The following is a 16,009-nucleotide window of genomic DNA, read 5'->3' as shown; positions in this document are numbered from 1 at the left end:
ACGAGGACCGACGATGACTGTCTCCCATGAGATCACGGTCGCCGCGCCGCCGGACCGGGTGTATGCGCTGCTCGCCGACGCGGCCGGATGGCCGGCGCTGTTCCCGCCGACCGTGCACGCCGTGGCGACCCCGCTGTCCGACGGTGAGGAGCGGTTGCAGCTGTGGGCGACCGCGAACGGTGCGGTGAAGTCGTGGACCTCGCTGCGCACCCTCGACCCCGTCGCCCGGAGGATCACGTTCCGGCAGGAGGTGTCGGCGCCGCCGGTGGCGTCGATGGGCGGCGAGTGGCACGTCGCGGAAGCCGCCGACGGGCACAGCCGGGTCGTGCTCACCCACACGTACCGCGCGATCGACGACGACCCGTCAGGCCTGGCGTGGATCGCCGAGGCGGTCGAACGCAACAGCGTCGCCGAGCTCACCGCGCTGGAGGCCGGTGCGCTCGCCGACCCCGGCATCGACTTCACGTTCTCCGACTCCGTCGAGTTCGCCGGCTCCGCGCGGGACGCGCACGCCTTCATCTGGGACGCGCAGCACTGGCCCGCACGGCTGCCGCACGTCGTCGGCGTCGAGCTGGACGAGAAGCCGGCCGGCGTGCAGCGCCTGCGGATGGGGACCCTGGCGAAGGACGGCTCCAGCCACACGACCGAGTCGATCCGGGTCGGCCTGCCGGGCCTGCGCATCGTCTACAAGCAGACCCGGCCGCCGGCGCTGCTGAGCGTCCACACGGGACGATGGACGTTCGAGGAGCGCGACGGCCTCGTGACCGCCACGTCCCAGCACCGGGTGGTGCTGCGGCCGTCGGCCGTGGTCCCGGTGCTCGGTGAAGGCAGGACCGTCGCGGATGCCCGCACCTTCGTGCGCGAGGCGCTCGGCGCCAACAGCCTCGCCACCCTGCGGCACGTCGCCGGGGTGACCGCATGACGACCGCCGTCGACACCGGTCTCTACCAGCGGGTGCAGCAGTTCTACGCCGTGCAGATGCGGCTGCTGGACGAGGGCCGCGCAGAGGAGTGGGCGGACACCTTCACCGAGGACGGCGAGTTCGGCCAGGACCGCCGCCCCGCACCGCGCCGGGGCCGGGCGGAGATCGGAGGGCGGCTGCGCAAGGCCGCCGACGCTCTGGCCGCCCGCGGCGTGGTCCGCCGGCACTGGCTCGGCATGCTCGCCGTCGAGCCGCAGCCCGACGGCACCGTCACCACCCGCTACTACGCGCTCGTCATCGAGACCCCGACCGGCGGGCAGTCCGCGCTGCACCTGAGCACCGCGGCCGACGACGTCCTCGTCCCCGACGGCGACACCTTCCTGGTCCGCCGCCGCTACGTGGTGCACGACGGCTGGACCCCGTGACGCTGCTCCCCTTCTACGTGCGGCAGCTGCACCTGCTCGACGCCGGGGAGGTGGACGCGTGGGCGGCCACCTTCACCGTCGACGCGGTCTTCACCCAGGTCGCCCCCGCCGGCAGGACGTTCGCCGGCGGGGCACCGGCGCAGCGTCGCGGGCGGGCGGCGATCGCCGGCGCGCTGCGGGCCGCGGTGGCGAAGCGCGCAGGCTCCGCCGTCGTCCGCCGGTACTGGCTGGACATGCTCGTCGTCGACCCCGCGCCGGGCGGTGCGCTGCGGACGAGGTTCGCCGCCTTCAACGTCGAGACGCCCGCCGGCGGCCGCCCGGTGGTCCACAACAGCACCACCGGCGAGGACCTGCTGGTGCCCGCGCCGGGCGGCTGGCTCGTCGCCGCCCGCCGGATCACCCACGACGCCGTCAGCTGACGGTGATCAGACGGGCAGGGCCTTCTTGCCCAGGCCCTTGATCGAGGCCTTGGCCTTCTTGCCGGGGTTGAACAGGGCGAAGCAGCGCTGGTTGCGCTCGCCGGCGTCCCAGTCGGCCTTGGTGAAGCCGTCCCAGGCCATGCCCATGTCGCTGCGGGTGTTCAGCTGGGACTCGGTGAGGCCCATGAACTTCGCGATGGCGGGCCAGCAGCGGTCGGTCGTCCACTTCTTCAGCAGGTCGTGGGAGGGCAGCGCGCCGCCGACGCCGGCGCCGACCTGGACGGTGCCGACGAACTCGGCCTCGTGCGGCTGCGCGCAGTCGATCTGGGTGAGCGCCCGGATGTCACCCCACCAGTTGTCCTTGCCCTTGTCGCCGTTGACCTCGATGCAGTGCAGCGCCTTCGGTGCGGCGCCGGTCAGCGAACCCTTCAGGGACGAGCTGACCAGGGAGCCGGAGCTGTAGACGTAGACGTCGCTTGTCGCGTAGACGGAGCAGACGTAGGTGCGCAGGCCTCCGCTCCACGGTGTCCGGTTCGGCATCTGGACGTTGATGCCGAGCATGCCGGTGTGCCAGTCGCCGCCGACGTGGTCGCTGACGGCCTTGTCGCAGGCCGCGTACGCCGCCTTGGCATCCTCGCTGCCGGCTGCGGGTGGCTCCGAGGCCTGCGCGGCGTCGCCCTCGACGGTGCCGGTCATGACCACCTCGAGCGAGTGCGGGCGGTCGCACGCGACCCGGGCGCCGAGCAGCGACGACGGGTTGTAGGACGGCTGCGCGTCCCGGTCCAGGCACGCCCCGGTGGCCGGCAGCTCGAACCGCGGCGCGGCGAGGGGCTGCCAGTCGTCGACCAGGTCGGAGTCGACTCCCGGGACGTTGACGCCGCAACCGGACAATCCGAGCAGCACGGCGGCGAGGGCAGCGGCGATCGCCGTCCGGGCAGGCGTCAACATCGTCTCTCGTTTCCCCCGTTGCAGCGCCACCGTCCGGTGGCGACCACGACTGTCTTCGCCGCGCGACGGGATGTCAATGCCGATCCGGTCACACCTGCCCAGGTCAGACCGGAAGCGCCTTCGTCGCGATCCCCTTGATGGACGCGCGGAGCTTCTTGCCCGGGTAGGACAGGGCGACGCAGCGCTGGGTGCGGTCGCCCGAGTCCCACATCGCCTTGTCGAAGCCGTCCCAGAAGACCCCGATGTCGCGGCGCGAGTCCAGCTGGGTCGCGGTGAGCCCCATGAACTTCTCCACGGCGGACCAGCAGCGTTCGCCCGCCAGCTTCTGCAGCTGATCGTTGGAGGGGAGCTCGTCGGTGACACCCGCGGCGACCTGGACGGTGCCGGCGAACTCGGCCTCGTGCGGCTGCGCGCAGTCGACGGGGGTCATCGCACGGACCTCCTCCCACCAGCCGTCGGAGCCCTTGTCGCCGTTGACGTCGAGGCAGTGCATCGCCTTCGGTGCGGCGCCGGTCAGCGAGCCCTTCGACGAGCCGGTGGACGACCCGATCCGGCCGAAGAAGTCGCTGAGGACGAGGACCGAGCAGACGTAGGAGCGCAGCCCGCCCTCCCAGGAGCGGCGCGCCGGCATCTGCATGGTGACGCCGAACAGGCCGGTGTGCCAGTCGCCGCCGACGTAGGCGTCCGCCGCCGCGCTGCACGTCTTGTACGCCGCCCGGTACGCCTCGCCGCCTGGCCCACCGCCGGGCTCGGGTGGCACGGCCCGCTGGGCGGCGCTGCCGTCGACGGTGCCGACCAGGACGACCTCGAACGTGTGGTCGCGGTCGCACGGGGTCTCGGCGTCGCGCACCGTCGACGGGCTGAAGGTCGTCGTCGCCGCGCTGCCTTCCAGGCACGTCCCGACGGCCGGCAGGTCGAACTTCGGCGCGGTGAGGGCCTTCCAGTCGTCGATCAGGTCGCCGTCCGCGCCGGCGGGCGGCAGGGTGCAGCCGGACGCGCCGAGCAGCACGCCGGCCAGCACGGCGGCGATCGCCGCCCGGGTACGTGCCGTCATGCCGGGAATCCCTTCTTGCCGAGCCCCTTGACCGTGGCGCGGGCCTTCTTGCCCGGGCGGAAGAGGGCGAAGCAGCGCTGGTACGGGTCGCCGGCCTCCCACTGGTATCTGCCCATGCCGTCCCAGGCGGCCCAGAACTCCTCGCGGGCGTCGAGCTCGTTGCCGCTGAGACCGACGAACCTGGCCACGACGTCCCAGCACGGGCCGAGCGACCGCTTGCGCAGCACGTCGGAGGCGGGAAGGGAGCCGGTGGCCGGGCCCACCTGGATGGTGCCGGCGAACTCGGCCTCGTGCGGCTGCGCGCAGTCGATCGGGGTCAGCGTCGACATGTCTTCCCACCAGCCGTCGGACCTGGTGGTGCCCGTGGCCGCCAGGCAGCGCAGTGCCCTCGGCGCGGCGCCGGTCAGCGAGCCCTTCAGCGACCCGGTGTTCATCTGCATGACGCCGTAGGCGTCGCTGAGCGCGACGACGGAGCAGACGTAGTCGCGCAGCCCGCCCTGCCAGGCCTGGCTGGTCGGCTGCCGCACATCGATGCCGAGCAGGCCGGTGTGCCACTCGCCGCCGACGTATCCGGCGACCGCCTTGCCGCAGGCCGTGTAGGACGCCTGGAAGCCCTCGCTGCCCGGCTTCGGGGGCGCCGGCGCCTGCGCGGCGCTGCCCTCCACGGTGCGGACCAGGACGACCTCGAGCGTGTGGGCCCGGTCGCACTCGATCGGGGTGGCCACGGTGTAGGCCGGGTCGAACGGGGTCTTCGTCGTGGTGCTCAGGCACGCCCCGACGGCCGGCAGGTCGAACTTCGGCGCGGCGAGCGGCGGCCAGTCGTCGGTGAGCTCGCCGTCGACGCCGGCGGCGGTCGGGCCGCAGCCGGACGTGCCGAGCAGCAGCCCGGCGAGGACGGCGGCGGCAGCCGCCCGGACAGCACGCTTCATCGACTCTCGTTCCCCCGTGGATCTCCACCCGGACGGTGGAGATGATGACTGTCTGCGGTCGCCGGCCGGGATGTCAACAGCCGTGCGGGTCGATGTCGCCGCCGAAGAGATCGCCGTGCCCGCGACGGTTTTGCGCCGCGGTCTACGCTCGGGCCGCCGGATCGAGTCACAGTCCGCGGGAGGCGCTGCCGTACATGGCGATCGTTCGACGCCGCCCGGCGCTGGCCTGGGCCGTCCTCGTGCTCACCCTCGGCCTCACCGTCGCGACGGTGGCGGCCTGGTCGGTGGCCCGGCCGCCGCTGGACACGGTCCAGCTCTACGTCCTCGTCGATGTGCTGGACGGTGCCGTCTACGGCGCCGCCGCATGGGTGGTGCTCCGCCGGGCCTCCCACGCGGCGGGCTGGATCTTCGTCGCGGCCGGGGTCGGCGGTGCGGTGTCGGGGTTCAGCCGCACCTGGGGGCTGCTCGCCGCCGGAGTGCCGGGGCTGTGGACCCATCGCCTGCTGACCGACGCCTGGTCGTGGGCCTGGATTCCCGGCCTGTTCGGCCTGCTGATCCTGCTGCCGTGGCTGCTGCCGCCGCGGCGGCCGACCGCCGGGGTCCGGGCGGTGCTGGCCTGCGGGGTCGCGTTCATCGGGATCGTCACCGTGGTCGTGGCGACGGATCCGTGGACCGCCCGGGCCGGCGGTGCGGTGCCGCAGGGGCTTCGCCGGGCGGTGTTCGGGTGGAGCGAGCCGGTGCTGGTGCTGCTCGGTCTCGCCGCAGCCGCCGGCGTGTTCCTGCGCCGGCACCGCGCCCCGGCCACCGAGCGGGGCGGCCTGGGCTGGCTCGCGTGGGCGACCGTGCTGCTGTCGCTGGCGTTCCTGCCGCTCGCGGTCGCGCCGGCGGCCAGCGGGGGCGCGCCGCCGCTGCTGATGCTCGCCTCCCAGGCGCTGTTCCCGGCGGCGGTCTTCGCGGTCGTGCTCCGCCTGCGGCTGTGGCGGGTCGACATCGCCGTCCGGCGCACCATGCTGTGGCTGCTGATGACCACGCTCGTCGTGGCGGGCTACGCCGGCTCGGTCGCGCTGGTCGGTGCCACCGGCGCGCCGACGCCGCAGATCCTGGCGACGGCCGCGGTCGCGATCGCGTTCTCGCCGGTGCGCCAGTGGGCGCAGCGTCGCGTCGACCGGCTGGTGTACGGCGAGCGCACCGCCGACCTGATCCGCACCGTCAGCGACGGCCTGCACGGCGCGGCGGAGCCCGGCCGGCAGCTCCGCGACGTCGCGGAGGGGATCGCGGCGTCGATGCGGCTCGTCGGGTGCGTCGTGACGGTGGACGGCGCGGCGGTGGGCGTCCTGGTGACGGGACTGGCCGGTGAACCGATGAGCGTGCCCCTGACCCGCGACGGGCGGGCCATCGGGGAGCTCGTGGCGTGGCCCCCGGCCGGGGAGCGGCTCGACGGCCGGTCCGCGGCGACCCTGGCCGGCCTGGCGCCGGTCGTGGCCGCGCTCGTGGACCTGACCCGCCTGGACCGCGAGCTGACCCGGTCGCGGGCCCGGGTGGCGCAGGCGCGCGACTCGGAGCGGCGGAAGCTGCGCCGCGACCTGCACGACGGCCTCGGCCCGGCGTTGAGCGGGATGGGGTTCGCGCTCGCGGGGGCGCGCAACCTCCTGCGGGCCGACCTGGACCGGCCCGCAGTCGCGGCGGCCGACAGGCTGCTCGCGGGGCTGGGCGACGAGGCCGCCCGCTACGCGGGACAGGTGCGGGACCTCGCCCGTGACCTGGTCCCGCCGGTGCTGGACACGGATGGGCTGCTGCCCGCGCTGCAGGAGCTGAGTCACCGGTACGCCGCCGCCGGGTTGACGGTCCGGGTGGAGGCGGAGGCGGTGCCGCTCCCGGAGGACGCTGTCGTGGCGATCTATGCGGTGGTGACCGAGGCGGTCCGCAACGTGCACCGGCATTCCGGTGCCGACGCGTGCACGGTCGCGGTACACCGGCAGACTGAATGTGTGGAGGTGTCGGTGCTCGACCAGGGCAACGGTTTCGGGACGCGGGCGCGTGCCGGGGTGGGCATGCAGTCGATGCGTGAACGGGCGGAAGGCCTCGGCGGCGTGCTGACGGTCGACGGCCGAGCCGGCGGCACCGCCGTCCGGCTGACCATCCCGGTGCGGCGGCCATGACCGCGGTGAGCTCGCCGGTGCGGGTGGTCGTCGTCGACGACCACCCGGTGTTCCGGATGGGCATGGTCGCGTTGCTGTCCACGCTCGACGGCATCAGCTGCGTGGGGGAGGCCGACGGCGCGGCGACCGGCGCGGCGGTCATCGCCGAGCACCGGCCCGACGTGGTGCTGATGGACCTGAGGCTGGGCGACGGGTCCGGGGTGGTGGCGACGCGGGCCGCCGTGCAGGCGGACCCGCAGCTCGGTGTGCTGGTGGTGACGATGCTCGACGACGACGACTCGGTGTTCGCCGCGCTCCGCGCCGGCGCCCGCGGCTACGTGCTGAAGACGGCCTCACCCGCCGAGATCGAGCGGGCGGTGCACGCGGTCGCGGACGGCGAGGTGCTGCTGGGCCGCGGGGTTGCGGCGCGGGCGGTGCGGCTGCTCAGCCCGGCCGCGCACCGGGCGCCGGCGGCGTTTCCGCAGCTCACCGGCGCGAGTTGGAGATCCTCGACCTGGTCGCGGCCGGGCTGGACAACACGGCGGTCGCCCGGCGGCTGGCGCTGAGCACCAAGACCGTGCGCAACCACCTGTCGCGGGTACTGACGAAGATCCGGGCCACCGACCGCGGCCAGGCCATCATCCGGGCCCGCGAGGCCGGTCTCGGCGGACGGTAGTCCCACCGCGTGGGGCGGGCGCTCGCCCCGCCCCACGCGGTGCCGTTCAGGAACTGGGTGCGGCGTGCTGAGCGATGGCCTTTGCCGTTTCGAGGCTCTGCATCATCATCTCCACGGCCGGGATGCCCTCGGTGTAGCCGGGATGCGTGGCCAGGCGCACGCTCGCGGCCTCCAGCGAGTCCCGGACGCGGTTCGAGCGCAAGGCCGACAGCCACCAGACGCAGTCCGCCACCGGGTCGGGGTTGACCACGGGACGGTCCGGGTTGGTCGTCCAGCCGCACGACAGCAGCTTGTACCTGCCTTCGTTCTGGCCCGTACGCGGGTCGAACGTCCCGTCCGGCCGCACGACGCACTGGTTGTTCTGGACCGCCGAACAGTAGGTGCTGCGCGCCTTGCTGAACGGCGCCACGACCTGCGACCAGCGGTACTCGGACGGCAGCTTGTCCACGCCGACCAGGTACAGGGCCAGCTGCTCGTCCTGCTGGAGCGAGCGGCCGAACCCGAGCCGCACGTACGCGTCGAGCAGCCGGGCCGCCGTCGTCATCTGGCGTACGTACGTGTTCAGCTGATCACCCGCCGTCGTCATCCTGCGCTCGACCTCGGCGTAGTAGTTGCCGGCGACCGAGTTGTGCCAGTTGCGGACCCGGGTGATGGCGGCGGCGTCCGCCGAGACCGTCATCGGTGCCGACGCCTCGAACTGCGCCTTGTAGGTCGGGTCCCACTTCTCGCTCAGCGCCTGGTCGGGCGACGTCTGCCAGGACGTCTGTCCCGAACGCGGCGGGTAGTACTGGCCCATCCTGCCGTACGGGAACACCTTCTCCCACTGCCGGACCGTGCTGAACTGACCGTCCCAGCCCTGCTGGATGCGCATGGTCACCTTCAGGTCCGCGTAGATGGCGTACGGCTTGTCGCCGCCCGGCTCCTCCGGCTGGACCACGTTCTCCCAGTTGGCGTCGTAGCACACGCGGACCGAGGTGTTCGCCCGTGCGTACGATGCGACCCACAGCTCCTGCGGAAGCGCCAGCAGCTGCACGTTGGCCGGTCGGTTCCGCTTCGGGGCGCCCGCCCGCGTGCAGTCCTCGACGATGGTCGGCTCGGCCGCCGGTTTGTTCGGCACCGCCTGGTTCGCCGGGCCGAACTGGTTGTACGCCGGGTGCCCCACCCGCGGCACGTCCCGCAGCTTTTCGAGCTCGGTGAGGAGCCCGTCCGATCCAGCCCGGTACCGCTTGATCAGGCTCTCGATGATCGGGTTCAGCCGGGCCGGGTTGTCGCCGGTCGGCGTGCGCGGCTTGCTGAACGTCGCCGCACCGCTGAGGATGGCGTTGCCCGACTTGATGAATCCGTCCGACAGGTCCGGCTGGGTTCTGGAATGGCCCGGATTCTGCGCCATCAGCATCTTGTACGGCTCCGTGGCCCCCAGCCAGAACTCCGCGTTGGGCGTCGGGTCCACCTCGTCGGTGCCGGGCATGCCCAGATACTGGCGGGCGTAGGCGTTGAGGTACTGGATCGCTCCGGAGGCGTGGTAGCCGTCCAGGACCGTGTTGGCGTCCGTGTCGGGATCGTTGAGGTTCAGTGGAATCGTGCGGGCCATCGGCTCGTTCTTGGCGACGGTGTCGGCCGACGTCAAGAGGTCGGTGGCCGCGCCCAGATAGGTGGCGGGCTTCTTGTCATTCCACGGCAGGTCGTGCCCGTGCATCGTCTTGAAGCCGACCGCCCCGTTGAACCAGTCGGCGACCGGGATGGAGCGATCGGCTCGTTCCGCCTCGAAGATCGCCAGTCCCCAGAATTCGACCTTGTACGTCAGGGCAGCGAGCCGGCTGGTGATGTCGGCCAGCTGCTGGCTCGTCGCGTTGTGCAGCTGCAGCAGGATTCCGAACTGCGACAGCATCTGGCCGTAGATCTCGGTGAGTGCGGGTTCGATCCGGTCGAACCGTTCGCTCATCTGGTTCGACATGTTGACCACCTCCTGGCGGAGCTGCCACAGCTCGTCCCAGATCTGTTGGTCGGGCGAAGGCCACCCGCCGAACAGCGGCACCAGCGTCTGGACGGCGCCGAGCACGTTGCCCGCCATCATCAGCGCGCTCATCGACGTCAGCGCCGCGACGAGTCCCTTGGACGCGATCGTCGGCAGCCAGGCGTTGACCGCGGTGGCGATCTGGACCGCCGCCTTCCCGGTGACGGCGGCGATCCGACCTGCCGGATAGTCGGCGAACCCGATCAGCGTCGACAGCAGCTGGACCGCACCGGCGGCGCCGTGGATCCACTGCTGCCGCTGGGCCGCCTGCGCCTTGGCCTGGTCCAGCGCCGCCTGCGTCGGGTTGCCGCCGTTGATCGGGAACTGCGCGTTCAGCGCGTTGGCCGCCGCGGTGGACTCGGCGAGCCGGGCGTTGATCTTGTCCAGCAGCTGCTTGAGCTGGCTGTTGCCGTCGTTGACGTAGTCCTGCGCGTTGTACCCGTGGTCCAGCAGGCCCTTGACGTTGATGTAGGTCGCGATGACCGGGTCGGCCTGCAACTGGTCCGAGCCGGCCTTGGACGACACGTTGTACCTGACGCCGAACTGGCCGTCCCAGGCCGCCGCGAACGTCGGATCGTCCATGCCGAGCCGGGCCACGGCGCCCCAAACCCGGTCCTCGACCGCGTACACCTGGTCGAAGAACGAGTACATGAACTGTGACGCCGCGACCTGGTCGACCATGTCGCCATGGACGCTCAGCTGCGGGCCGAGCGTCGACTCGATCAGCGCCTGCATGATCGGCGCCGTGACCTCCCCGGCCGGGTGGTTCGCCGACAGCTCGATCAGCTTCACGACGAACTCGTACGCCGGCCGCTCCAGGTCCTCCACCCGCAGCTGGCTGTCGTACCAGTTGCCCATGATGACCGCGTGGTCCATCAGGTCCTTCGCGGTGGCGTTGGGGTGCGTCTGGCGGTAGCCGACCATCTCGGCGCTGAGGAACATGTGCTCCAGCCCCTGCACGCCCTGCGCCCGGTTGCGCATGTGCGCCGAGAAGAGCCGATCCCTCAGTGCGAGGGGGTCGATCTGTACCTGGACCGCCGCGTACGCGGCACCGGCGTCCCCGACGCTGCCACCGGCGACCGTCACCAGTGTCAGCATCGCCGCGAGCAGAAGCCGCCATCGCCCGGTGAACAATCTCGACCGCGGCCGCTGCCGTCGTGTTCTGACCATCGTGTTTCCCTTCCGGCCGCGGCGGCGTGCCCGGTCGGGCGCCGCTCGCCGCAGGCCAGCCCGACCCTGAGCGGGGAGTGGGCCCGGGCACCAGGGACGGCTGTCCCTGCCACCCCGGACCGCCGCTGTCGGCTGGCGGACACGAATCGCAGGCAACCATAGACTCTTCTGGCAACAGTATTTACAACTGAAGAAGTTTTGTTTACAAATAGGCATGGACGGACGTCCATCTGTGGTAGCCCCATGGTCGGAAGGTGACCCCCCATGCCCAGACCACGTGTTCTTGCGCTCCTCGCCGCGGCCGGCATAGCGCTGGCCGCCGCCGGCGCCGCGATCCTGCCGGCGACCGCGTCCAACGCGGCCACCGCCTGCGCCGCCGCGTACAACAACTCCGCCGTCTACACCGGCGGCATGCAGGTCTCGTACAACAGCCACAACTGGACCGCCAAGTGGTGGACGCAGTACGAGGCGCCGAGCACCGGTGGCTCCGGCGTGTGGGCCGACAACGGCTCGTGCGGCGGGTCCGGCGGCGGTGGTGGTGGCGGCACGGCCTGCAACTACCCCGCCTGGGTCGCCGGGCAGTACTACGCGGTCGGCGCGATCGTGCGCTACACCAACGGGCTCTACTACCAGGCCACCCATGAGAACCCCGGTTACGACCCGACGATCAGCACGTGGTTCTGGAGCCCGTACGCGTGCTCCGGCGGTGGCGGTGGCGGTGGCGGCGGCACCACCGGGTTCGTGGTCAGCGAGGCGCAGTTCAACCAGATGTTCCCGAGCCGGAACGGCTTCTACACCTACGCCGGCCTGACCGACGCGATGGCGAAGTACCCCGCCTTCGCCAAGACCGGCAGTGACACCGTCAAGCGCCAAGAGGCGGCCGCGTTCCTGGCCAACGTCGGCCACGAGACCGGCGGCCTCGTCTACATCAACGAGATCAACACCGCCAACTGGCCGCACTACTGCGACTACAGCCAGCCGTACGGCTGCCCGGCCGGCCAGTCCGCCTACCACGGCCGCGGCCCGATCCAGCTGAGCTGGAACTTCAACTACAAGGCGGCTGGCGACGCGCTCGGCGTCGACCTGCTCAACAACCCGGACCTGGTCGCCACCAACTCGTCGATCTCCTGGCAGACCGGCCTCTGGTACTGGATGACCGGCACCGGCAACGCCGGCACGACCTCGCACAACGCCATGGTCAACGGCCAGGGCTTCGGCACCACGATCCGGGCGATCAACAGCATCGAGTGCAACGGCGGCAACCCGGCGCAGGTGCAGAGCCGGGTCAACCTGTACAACCAGTTCACCGCCATCCTCGGCGTCCCCGCCGGCGGCAACCTCACCTGCTGAGACCCGCGCAGGTCCGGTGGGTGGGGTCAGGTGGACCCCACCCACCGGACGCGTCTCAGGCGGCGCAGGGCAGGGGGCCGCCGTTCCAGGTGACCATCTCGGCGAAGACCGGGGCGGACGGCAGGTAGGCACCGGCGGGGGCGCCGGTGCGATCGGCGTAGGCGCGGTGGAGGTTGGCCACGAGACGCTCCGGCTCGCCCCAGCCGGCGAACTCGCCGAGGTCGGCCTCCAGGGCCGCCTCCAGCGGGGTGAGGCCGGCGGCGAGGCCTCGGTCGGCGAGGTCGTCGAGCCAGCGCAGGTAGGCCGTCGTCGCGTCGAGGGCCGCGGCGCCCGCGACCGGGCCGTGCCCGCCGACGACCACCTCGGGCTCCAGTGCGGCGAGGGCGGCGACGGCGTGCAGGCTGCCGTGGACGGAGCCCATCAGCACGAACGGCGTGTGCCCCGGCATGACCACGTCGCCGGTGAAGAGCACGCGCTGCGCGGGCAGCCACGCGACGACGTCGCCGGTGGTGTGGGCCGGGCCCGGGTGCCACAGGCGCACCTCGGTCCGTCCGACGTGGACGGTGAGCCGGTCGGTGAACGTCAGGTCCGGCAGGAGCAGCGGCTGGTCGCCCCAGTTGACGCCGGGCCAGACCTGGCGCAGCGCGGTGCCGCGGGCCGCCATGTCCGCGCGGGCCGTGGCGTGGGCGACGACCGTGGCGGGCGGGGCGAAGACGGCGTTGCCGAGGGTGTGGTCGCCGTGGTGGTGGGTGTCGACGACGACGCCCGGCGGTGCCGGGGTGACCCGCCGCACCGCGTCGCGCAGCGCCAGCGCCCGGGCGTGGGTCGCGGCGGTGTCGACGAGCAGCGCGGCGGTGCCGTCGTGGACGAGCCCGGCATTGTTGACGCACCAGCCGCCGTCCGGCTGCACGTACGCGTGCACGCCGTCGCCCACCTCGATCAGCGTCATGCCGTCACCTCCGCCGTGGTGGCCCCGGGTCCGGCATCAGACCGCTTCACGCCGGCCCTGTGCCGGCGGCGACGACCTCGCAGACGTGCGGGTCGCCGGTGGAGACGGTGGAGACCCGCAGCGCGGTGCGGAAGGCCTCCTGCGACGTGGCGGTCCGGAACGCGGCGAGGTCGCGCCACTCGGCGATGTTGACGTAGACGTCGGGGTCGGTGGTGGAGCGCACCAACTGGTAGCGGACCAGGCCCGGCTGGGCGCGGAAGAACGCGGCGACGCCGGCGTAGATCCGTTCGAGGTCCTCGGCGGGTCCGGTGAGCCGCAACGTGTTGACGAACACGACGGTGGTCATGGACCGACCCTGGACCGTTCCCCTCCAGTCGCCCTGGAGTCACGCTGCACCGTGCTTGCCCTACTAGACGCGTAGGTCTAACGTAATGGACTATCAAGTCCAACTGAACCAACGGGAGTGATCATGGCAGTCGCCGAGGCCCCACCGGGGGAGACCGGGCGCCGTGGACCGGACTGGGCCGTGCTGTCGCTGCTCTGCCTCGGGCAGGTGATGGTGGTGCTCGACGTGTCGATCGTGAACGTCGCACTGCCCGCCATCCGGGCGGACCTCGGCTTCAGCGACTCCGGCCTGCAGTGGGTCGTCAACGCCTACACGCTGACCTTCGCCGGCTTCCTGCTGCTCGGCGGGCGGGCCGCCGACCTCTTCGGCCGGCGTCGCATGTTCATCACCGGCCTGGTGCTCTTCACCGTCGCGAGCCTCGTCGGCGGCCTCGCCCAGGACGAGCTCACCCTCATCATCGCCCGCGGCGCGCAGGGCCTCGGCGGCGCGATCCTGTCGCCGGCCACGCTGACGCTGCTCACCACCACCTTCGTCGAGGCGCCGAAGCGCGCCAGGGCGATGGCGGCCTGGAGCGCGGTCTCCGGCGGCGGTGCCGCGATCGGCTCGCTGCTCGGCGGCGTGCTCACCGACCTCATCAACTGGCGCTGGATCCTGTTCGTCAACGTGCCGATCGGCCTCGCCGCGATCGTCGCGTCGCTGCGGGTGCTGCCCCTGGGCCGCCCCGACCCGGCCGCCGGCCCGCGCCGTCTGGACCTGCTCGGCTCGCTGCTGGTCACCGCCGGTCTCGTCGCCGTCGTGTACGGCACGGTCAACAGCCAGGCCCACGGCTGGGGCGACCCGGCCACCTTCGGCCCGCTCGCCGTCGGCGTCGTGCTGCTCGCCTGGTTCGTCCTGCACGAGGCGAAGGTCGCCGAGGCCCCGGTCGTGCCGCTGCGGCTGTTCGCCTCCCGCGGCATCACCGTGGCCAACCTCGTCATGTTCTGGCTCGGGTGCGCCGTCATCGCCCACTTCTTCTTCCTGTCGCTGTACATGCAGAACGTCCTCGGCTACGACGCCCTCGCCGCCGGGCTGGCGTTCCTGCCCGGCGCGATCGCGATGACGGCCGGCGCCTACGCCGGGCCGGTGCTGCTCAAGCGGGTCGGCGTCCGGCCGCTGCTGATCGGCGGGCCGCTGCTGTCCGGGATCGGCCTCGCCTGGCTGTCGGTGATCCCGGTCCGCGGCTCGTACGCCGCCGACCTGCTCGTGCCGATGATCCTGGTGACGCTCGGCGCGGGCATCGCGATGACCCCGCTCGCCATCACCGCCACGTCGGGCATCCCGCGGCACGAGGCCGGTCTCGCCTCCGGCGTCATCAACACCACCCGGCAGGTCGGCGGGTCGCTCGGCCTCGCGGTGCTCGCCACGATCGGCGCGACCCGGGCACAGCACCTGCTCGCCGCGGGCACGGCCCAGGCCGACGCGGTCGTCTCCGGGTACCGCCTGGCGTTTCTGGTCGGTGCGGCGTTCGCGGTGGTCGGCGCGCTCACGTCGATCGCGGCCCCCGGCCCGGCCCCGGCGCCTGCCGCGGCCCCCGAACCGGCGGCCGAACCGGCCTCCGGGCCCGCCGCCGCCGAGCCCGCCGCGGCCAAGTCCGCGTCCTGACCCGTCCGGACCTGCCCGGGCCGGGTCCTGCCGGGCCTGCCCGGGCCGGGACTTGCGGGCCGCGACAGCCCGCGACCGGCGGGGGCACGCGAGTGCCCGGTGCCATCGCTCCACAGCCCGGTGCCGGCCGTGCCTCGCCGGCCGGCACCGCCATCCCTGACGGCCGTCTCTAACGGAAGGTGTCGGCGTGGTCCTCGGCCCACTGGCGGAAGCTGCGCGGCGCCCGGCCTGTCACGTCCTCGACCGTCGGCAGGACTCTTGCGCGGAACGGGCCGGCCACCGCGCGTGCGGACAGCACCGCGTCGACCACCTCCGCTGGCACCCGCCGGGCCATCGCAGTCCGGGCCTGCTCGAGGCTGAGCTCCTCGAAGCGCAGCGGCCGGTCCAGGACCTCGGCGAGGACAGCGACCTGCTCGGCGGGGCTGATCGCCGCCGGGCCGCTCAGCGGCAGCACCGCACCGTCGTGCCCGCCCCTGAGCGCCGCGACCACCACCGCGGCGATGTCCCGCGGGTCCACGATGGACGCGCGCAGGCTCCCGAACGGCGCACGGACGACGCCGGCCTGCCGCACCGACGGCGTCCACTCCGACGCGTTGGACATGAACCCTCCGGGGCGGACGATCGTCCAGGCCGGCCCCGCGTCCCGCACGGCGCGTTCCCCGTCGGCGTGCCAGCGGCCGAGGAGCCCGTCGGGGTCCTCCTCGGCGGCGAGGGACGAGAGCGCGACGAGCCGGGTCACCCCGGCCGTCGCGGCGGCCCGCGCCAGGTTCGCGTCGTGCACGGCCTTGCGCGGCCCGACCGACAGCAGGAACACCCGGTCCACACCGTCCAACGTGGACGGGAGGCTGTCCGGGTCGCCCAGGTCGCCGGCGACGAGCTCGACTTCCGGCAGCAGTGTCGCCGCCCGTGCCGGGTCCCGGGTCAGGGCGCGCACGGGCTCGCCCGCCTCCAGCAGCTGCCGCACCACCGCGCGTCCGACGGTGCCCGTGGCACCGGTCAACAGGATCGTCATGCGTCCGTGTCTAACC

15 protein-coding genes are annotated in these 16,009 nt (G+C 72.7%); 8 read left to right on the top strand and 7 right to left on the bottom strand.

The genetic code is table 11. The annotated features are described in order from the left end of the window. Nucleotides 1–13 precede the first annotated feature (13 nt). Genes ACQEVZ_RS04795 through ACQEVZ_RS04785 form a run of 3 tightly spaced genes read left to right on the top strand, consistent with a single transcriptional unit; the run spans nt 14 to nt 1,766 of the window. Nucleotides 14–922, top strand: a complete 909-nt coding sequence (locus ACQEVZ_RS04795; protein ID WP_433361763.1) for an aromatase/cyclase — start codon at nt 14–16, stop codon at nt 920–922. After that, nucleotides 919–1,347: a nuclear transport factor 2 family protein gene (locus tag ACQEVZ_RS04790; protein ID WP_433361760.1), complete on the top strand. Its 429-nt coding sequence runs from the start codon at nt 919–921 to the stop codon at nt 1,345–1,347. Before ACQEVZ_RS04795 ends, ACQEVZ_RS04790 begins: the two co-directional genes overlap by 4 nt. Further along, nucleotides 1,344–1,766, top strand: a complete 423-nt coding sequence (locus ACQEVZ_RS04785; protein ID WP_433361757.1) for a nuclear transport factor 2 family protein — start codon at nt 1,344–1,346, stop codon at nt 1,764–1,766. Before ACQEVZ_RS04790 ends, ACQEVZ_RS04785 begins: the two co-directional genes overlap by 4 nt. 6 nt (nt 1,767–1,772) lie before the next feature. Here the strand turns inward: ACQEVZ_RS04785 and ACQEVZ_RS04780 are convergent, their stop codons facing one another. The 3 genes from ACQEVZ_RS04780 to ACQEVZ_RS04770 form a co-directional block, all read right to left on the bottom strand. Further along, nucleotides 1,773–2,714, bottom strand: coding sequence for a septum formation family protein (locus tag ACQEVZ_RS04780; RefSeq protein ID WP_433361754.1), 942 nt, complete (start codon nt 2,712–2,714; stop codon nt 1,773–1,775). A gap of 103 nt (nt 2,715–2,817) precedes the next feature. Beyond that, nucleotides 2,818–3,768 (bottom strand): septum formation family protein, encoded by a 951-nt coding sequence (locus ACQEVZ_RS04775; RefSeq protein WP_433361751.1) that lies wholly within the window; start codon nt 3,766–3,768, stop codon nt 2,818–2,820. Then, on the bottom strand, nt 3,765–4,697 hold the full coding sequence (locus ACQEVZ_RS04770) for a septum formation family protein (protein WP_433361748.1): 933 nt from the start codon (nt 4,695–4,697) through the stop codon (nt 3,765–3,767). Before ACQEVZ_RS04770 ends, ACQEVZ_RS04775 begins: the two co-directional genes overlap by 4 nt. Before the next feature lie 194 nt (nt 4,698–4,891). Between ACQEVZ_RS04770 and ACQEVZ_RS04765 the strand changes: the two genes are divergently transcribed. The 3 genes from ACQEVZ_RS04765 to ACQEVZ_RS04755 are packed head-to-tail and all read left to right on the top strand — an operon-like array spanning nt 4,892 to nt 7,511. Continuing rightward, nucleotides 4,892–6,856 carry a sensor histidine kinase gene (locus ACQEVZ_RS04765; RefSeq protein WP_433361745.1) on the top strand — a complete coding sequence of 655 codons (1,965 nt, stop codon included), beginning with the start codon at nt 4,892–4,894 and terminating at the stop codon, nt 6,854–6,856. Then, nucleotides 6,853–7,401, top strand: a complete 549-nt coding sequence (locus tag ACQEVZ_RS04760; RefSeq protein ID WP_433361742.1) for a response regulator — start codon at nt 6,853–6,855, stop codon at nt 7,399–7,401. Before ACQEVZ_RS04765 ends, ACQEVZ_RS04760 begins: the two co-directional genes overlap by 4 nt. Beyond that, the gene (locus tag ACQEVZ_RS04755; RefSeq protein WP_433361739.1) at nt 7,335–7,511 is read left to right on the top strand and encodes a response regulator transcription factor; all 177 of its coding nucleotides are present in this window, start codon (nt 7,335–7,337) and stop codon (nt 7,509–7,511) included. The genes ACQEVZ_RS04760 and ACQEVZ_RS04755 overlap by 67 nt, the downstream gene beginning before the upstream one ends. A gap of 46 nt (nt 7,512–7,557) precedes the next feature. Here the strand turns inward: ACQEVZ_RS04755 and ACQEVZ_RS04750 are convergent, their stop codons facing one another. Next, entirely contained in the window at nt 7,558–10,623 is a 3,066-nt protein-coding gene (locus tag ACQEVZ_RS04750; RefSeq protein WP_433361736.1) for a hypothetical protein, read from the bottom strand. 336 nt (nt 10,624–10,959) lie between these two features. Here ACQEVZ_RS04750 and ACQEVZ_RS04745 point away from each other — a divergent pair, with 336 nt between their 5' ends. After that, nucleotides 10,960–12,045 (top strand): glycoside hydrolase family 19 protein, encoded by a 1,086-nt coding sequence (locus ACQEVZ_RS04745; RefSeq protein ID WP_433361733.1) that lies wholly within the window; start codon nt 10,960–10,962, stop codon nt 12,043–12,045. Between the two features lie 55 nt (nt 12,046–12,100). Here ACQEVZ_RS04745 and ACQEVZ_RS04740 read toward each other — a convergent pair whose 3' ends face one another. Together ACQEVZ_RS04740 and ACQEVZ_RS04735 are read right to left on the bottom strand one after the other, a co-directional pair. Beyond that, nucleotides 12,101–12,994, bottom strand: coding sequence for an MBL fold metallo-hydrolase (locus ACQEVZ_RS04740; protein WP_433361730.1), 894 nt, complete (start codon nt 12,992–12,994; stop codon nt 12,101–12,103). A 46-nt stretch (nt 12,995–13,040) separates the two neighbouring features. Further along, complete coding sequence (locus tag ACQEVZ_RS04735) at nt 13,041–13,340, bottom strand: antibiotic biosynthesis monooxygenase family protein (protein ID WP_433361727.1); 300 nt, start codon at nt 13,338–13,340, stop codon at nt 13,041–13,043. A 123-nt stretch (nt 13,341–13,463) separates the two neighbouring features. Here ACQEVZ_RS04735 and ACQEVZ_RS04730 point away from each other — a divergent pair, with 123 nt between their 5' ends. Next, entirely contained in the window at nt 13,464–14,981 is a 1,518-nt protein-coding gene (locus tag ACQEVZ_RS04730; RefSeq protein WP_433361724.1) for an MFS transporter, read from the top strand. Nucleotides 14,982–15,150: 169 nt separating this feature from the next. Here ACQEVZ_RS04730 and ACQEVZ_RS04725 read toward each other — a convergent pair whose 3' ends face one another. Further along, nucleotides 15,151–15,993, bottom strand: a complete 843-nt coding sequence (locus ACQEVZ_RS04725) for an NAD(P)H-binding protein (protein WP_433361721.1) — start codon at nt 15,991–15,993, stop codon at nt 15,151–15,153. Between the last annotated feature and the right edge of the window lie 16 nt (nt 15,994–16,009).

Source organism: Dactylosporangium sp. CA-152071 (assembly GCF_050936335.1).
GTDB lineage: Bacteria > Actinomycetota > Actinomycetes > Mycobacteriales > Micromonosporaceae > Dactylosporangium > Dactylosporangium maewongense.
Note: the sequence above shows the minus strand (reverse complement) of the source record. Positions and strands in the feature narration are given on the sequence as shown.

Excerpts from the sequence above, each read along its gene's own strand:
- ACQEVZ_RS04745 (WP_433361733.1), top strand. The coding sequence starts at position 10,960 with ATGCCCAGACCACGTGTTCTTGCGCTCCTCGCCGCGGCCGGCATAGCG.
- ACQEVZ_RS04790 (WP_433361760.1), top strand. The coding sequence starts at position 919 with ATGACGACCGCCGTCGACACCGGTCTCTACCAGCGGGTGCAGCAGTTC.
- ACQEVZ_RS04765 (WP_433361745.1), top strand. The coding sequence starts at position 4,892 with ATGGCGATCGTTCGACGCCGCCCGGCGCTGGCCTGGGCCGTCCTCGTG.
- ACQEVZ_RS04760 (WP_433361742.1), top strand. The coding sequence starts at position 6,853 with ATGACCGCGGTGAGCTCGCCGGTGCGGGTGGTCGTCGTCGACGACCAC.
- ACQEVZ_RS04775 (WP_433361751.1), bottom strand. The coding sequence starts at position 3,768 with ATGACGGCACGTACCCGGGCGGCGATCGCCGCCGTGCTGGCCGGCGTG.
- ACQEVZ_RS04740 (WP_433361730.1), bottom strand. The coding sequence starts at position 12,994 with ATGACGCTGATCGAGGTGGGCGACGGCGTGCACGCGTACGTGCAGCCG.
- ACQEVZ_RS04770 (WP_433361748.1), bottom strand. The coding sequence starts at position 4,697 with ATGAAGCGTGCTGTCCGGGCGGCTGCCGCCGCCGTCCTCGCCGGGCTG.
- ACQEVZ_RS04730 (WP_433361724.1), top strand. The coding sequence starts at position 13,464 with ATGGCAGTCGCCGAGGCCCCACCGGGGGAGACCGGGCGCCGTGGACCG.
- ACQEVZ_RS04735 (WP_433361727.1), bottom strand. The coding sequence starts at position 13,340 with ATGACCACCGTCGTGTTCGTCAACACGTTGCGGCTCACCGGACCCGCC.
- ACQEVZ_RS04725 (WP_433361721.1), bottom strand. The coding sequence starts at position 15,993 with ATGACGATCCTGTTGACCGGTGCCACGGGCACCGTCGGACGCGCGGTG.
- ACQEVZ_RS04750 (WP_433361736.1), bottom strand. The coding sequence starts at position 10,623 with ATGCTGACACTGGTGACGGTCGCCGGTGGCAGCGTCGGGGACGCCGGT.
- ACQEVZ_RS04780 (WP_433361754.1), bottom strand. The coding sequence starts at position 2,714 with ATGTTGACGCCTGCCCGGACGGCGATCGCCGCTGCCCTCGCCGCCGTG.
- ACQEVZ_RS04795 (WP_433361763.1), top strand. The coding sequence starts at position 14 with ATGACTGTCTCCCATGAGATCACGGTCGCCGCGCCGCCGGACCGGGTG.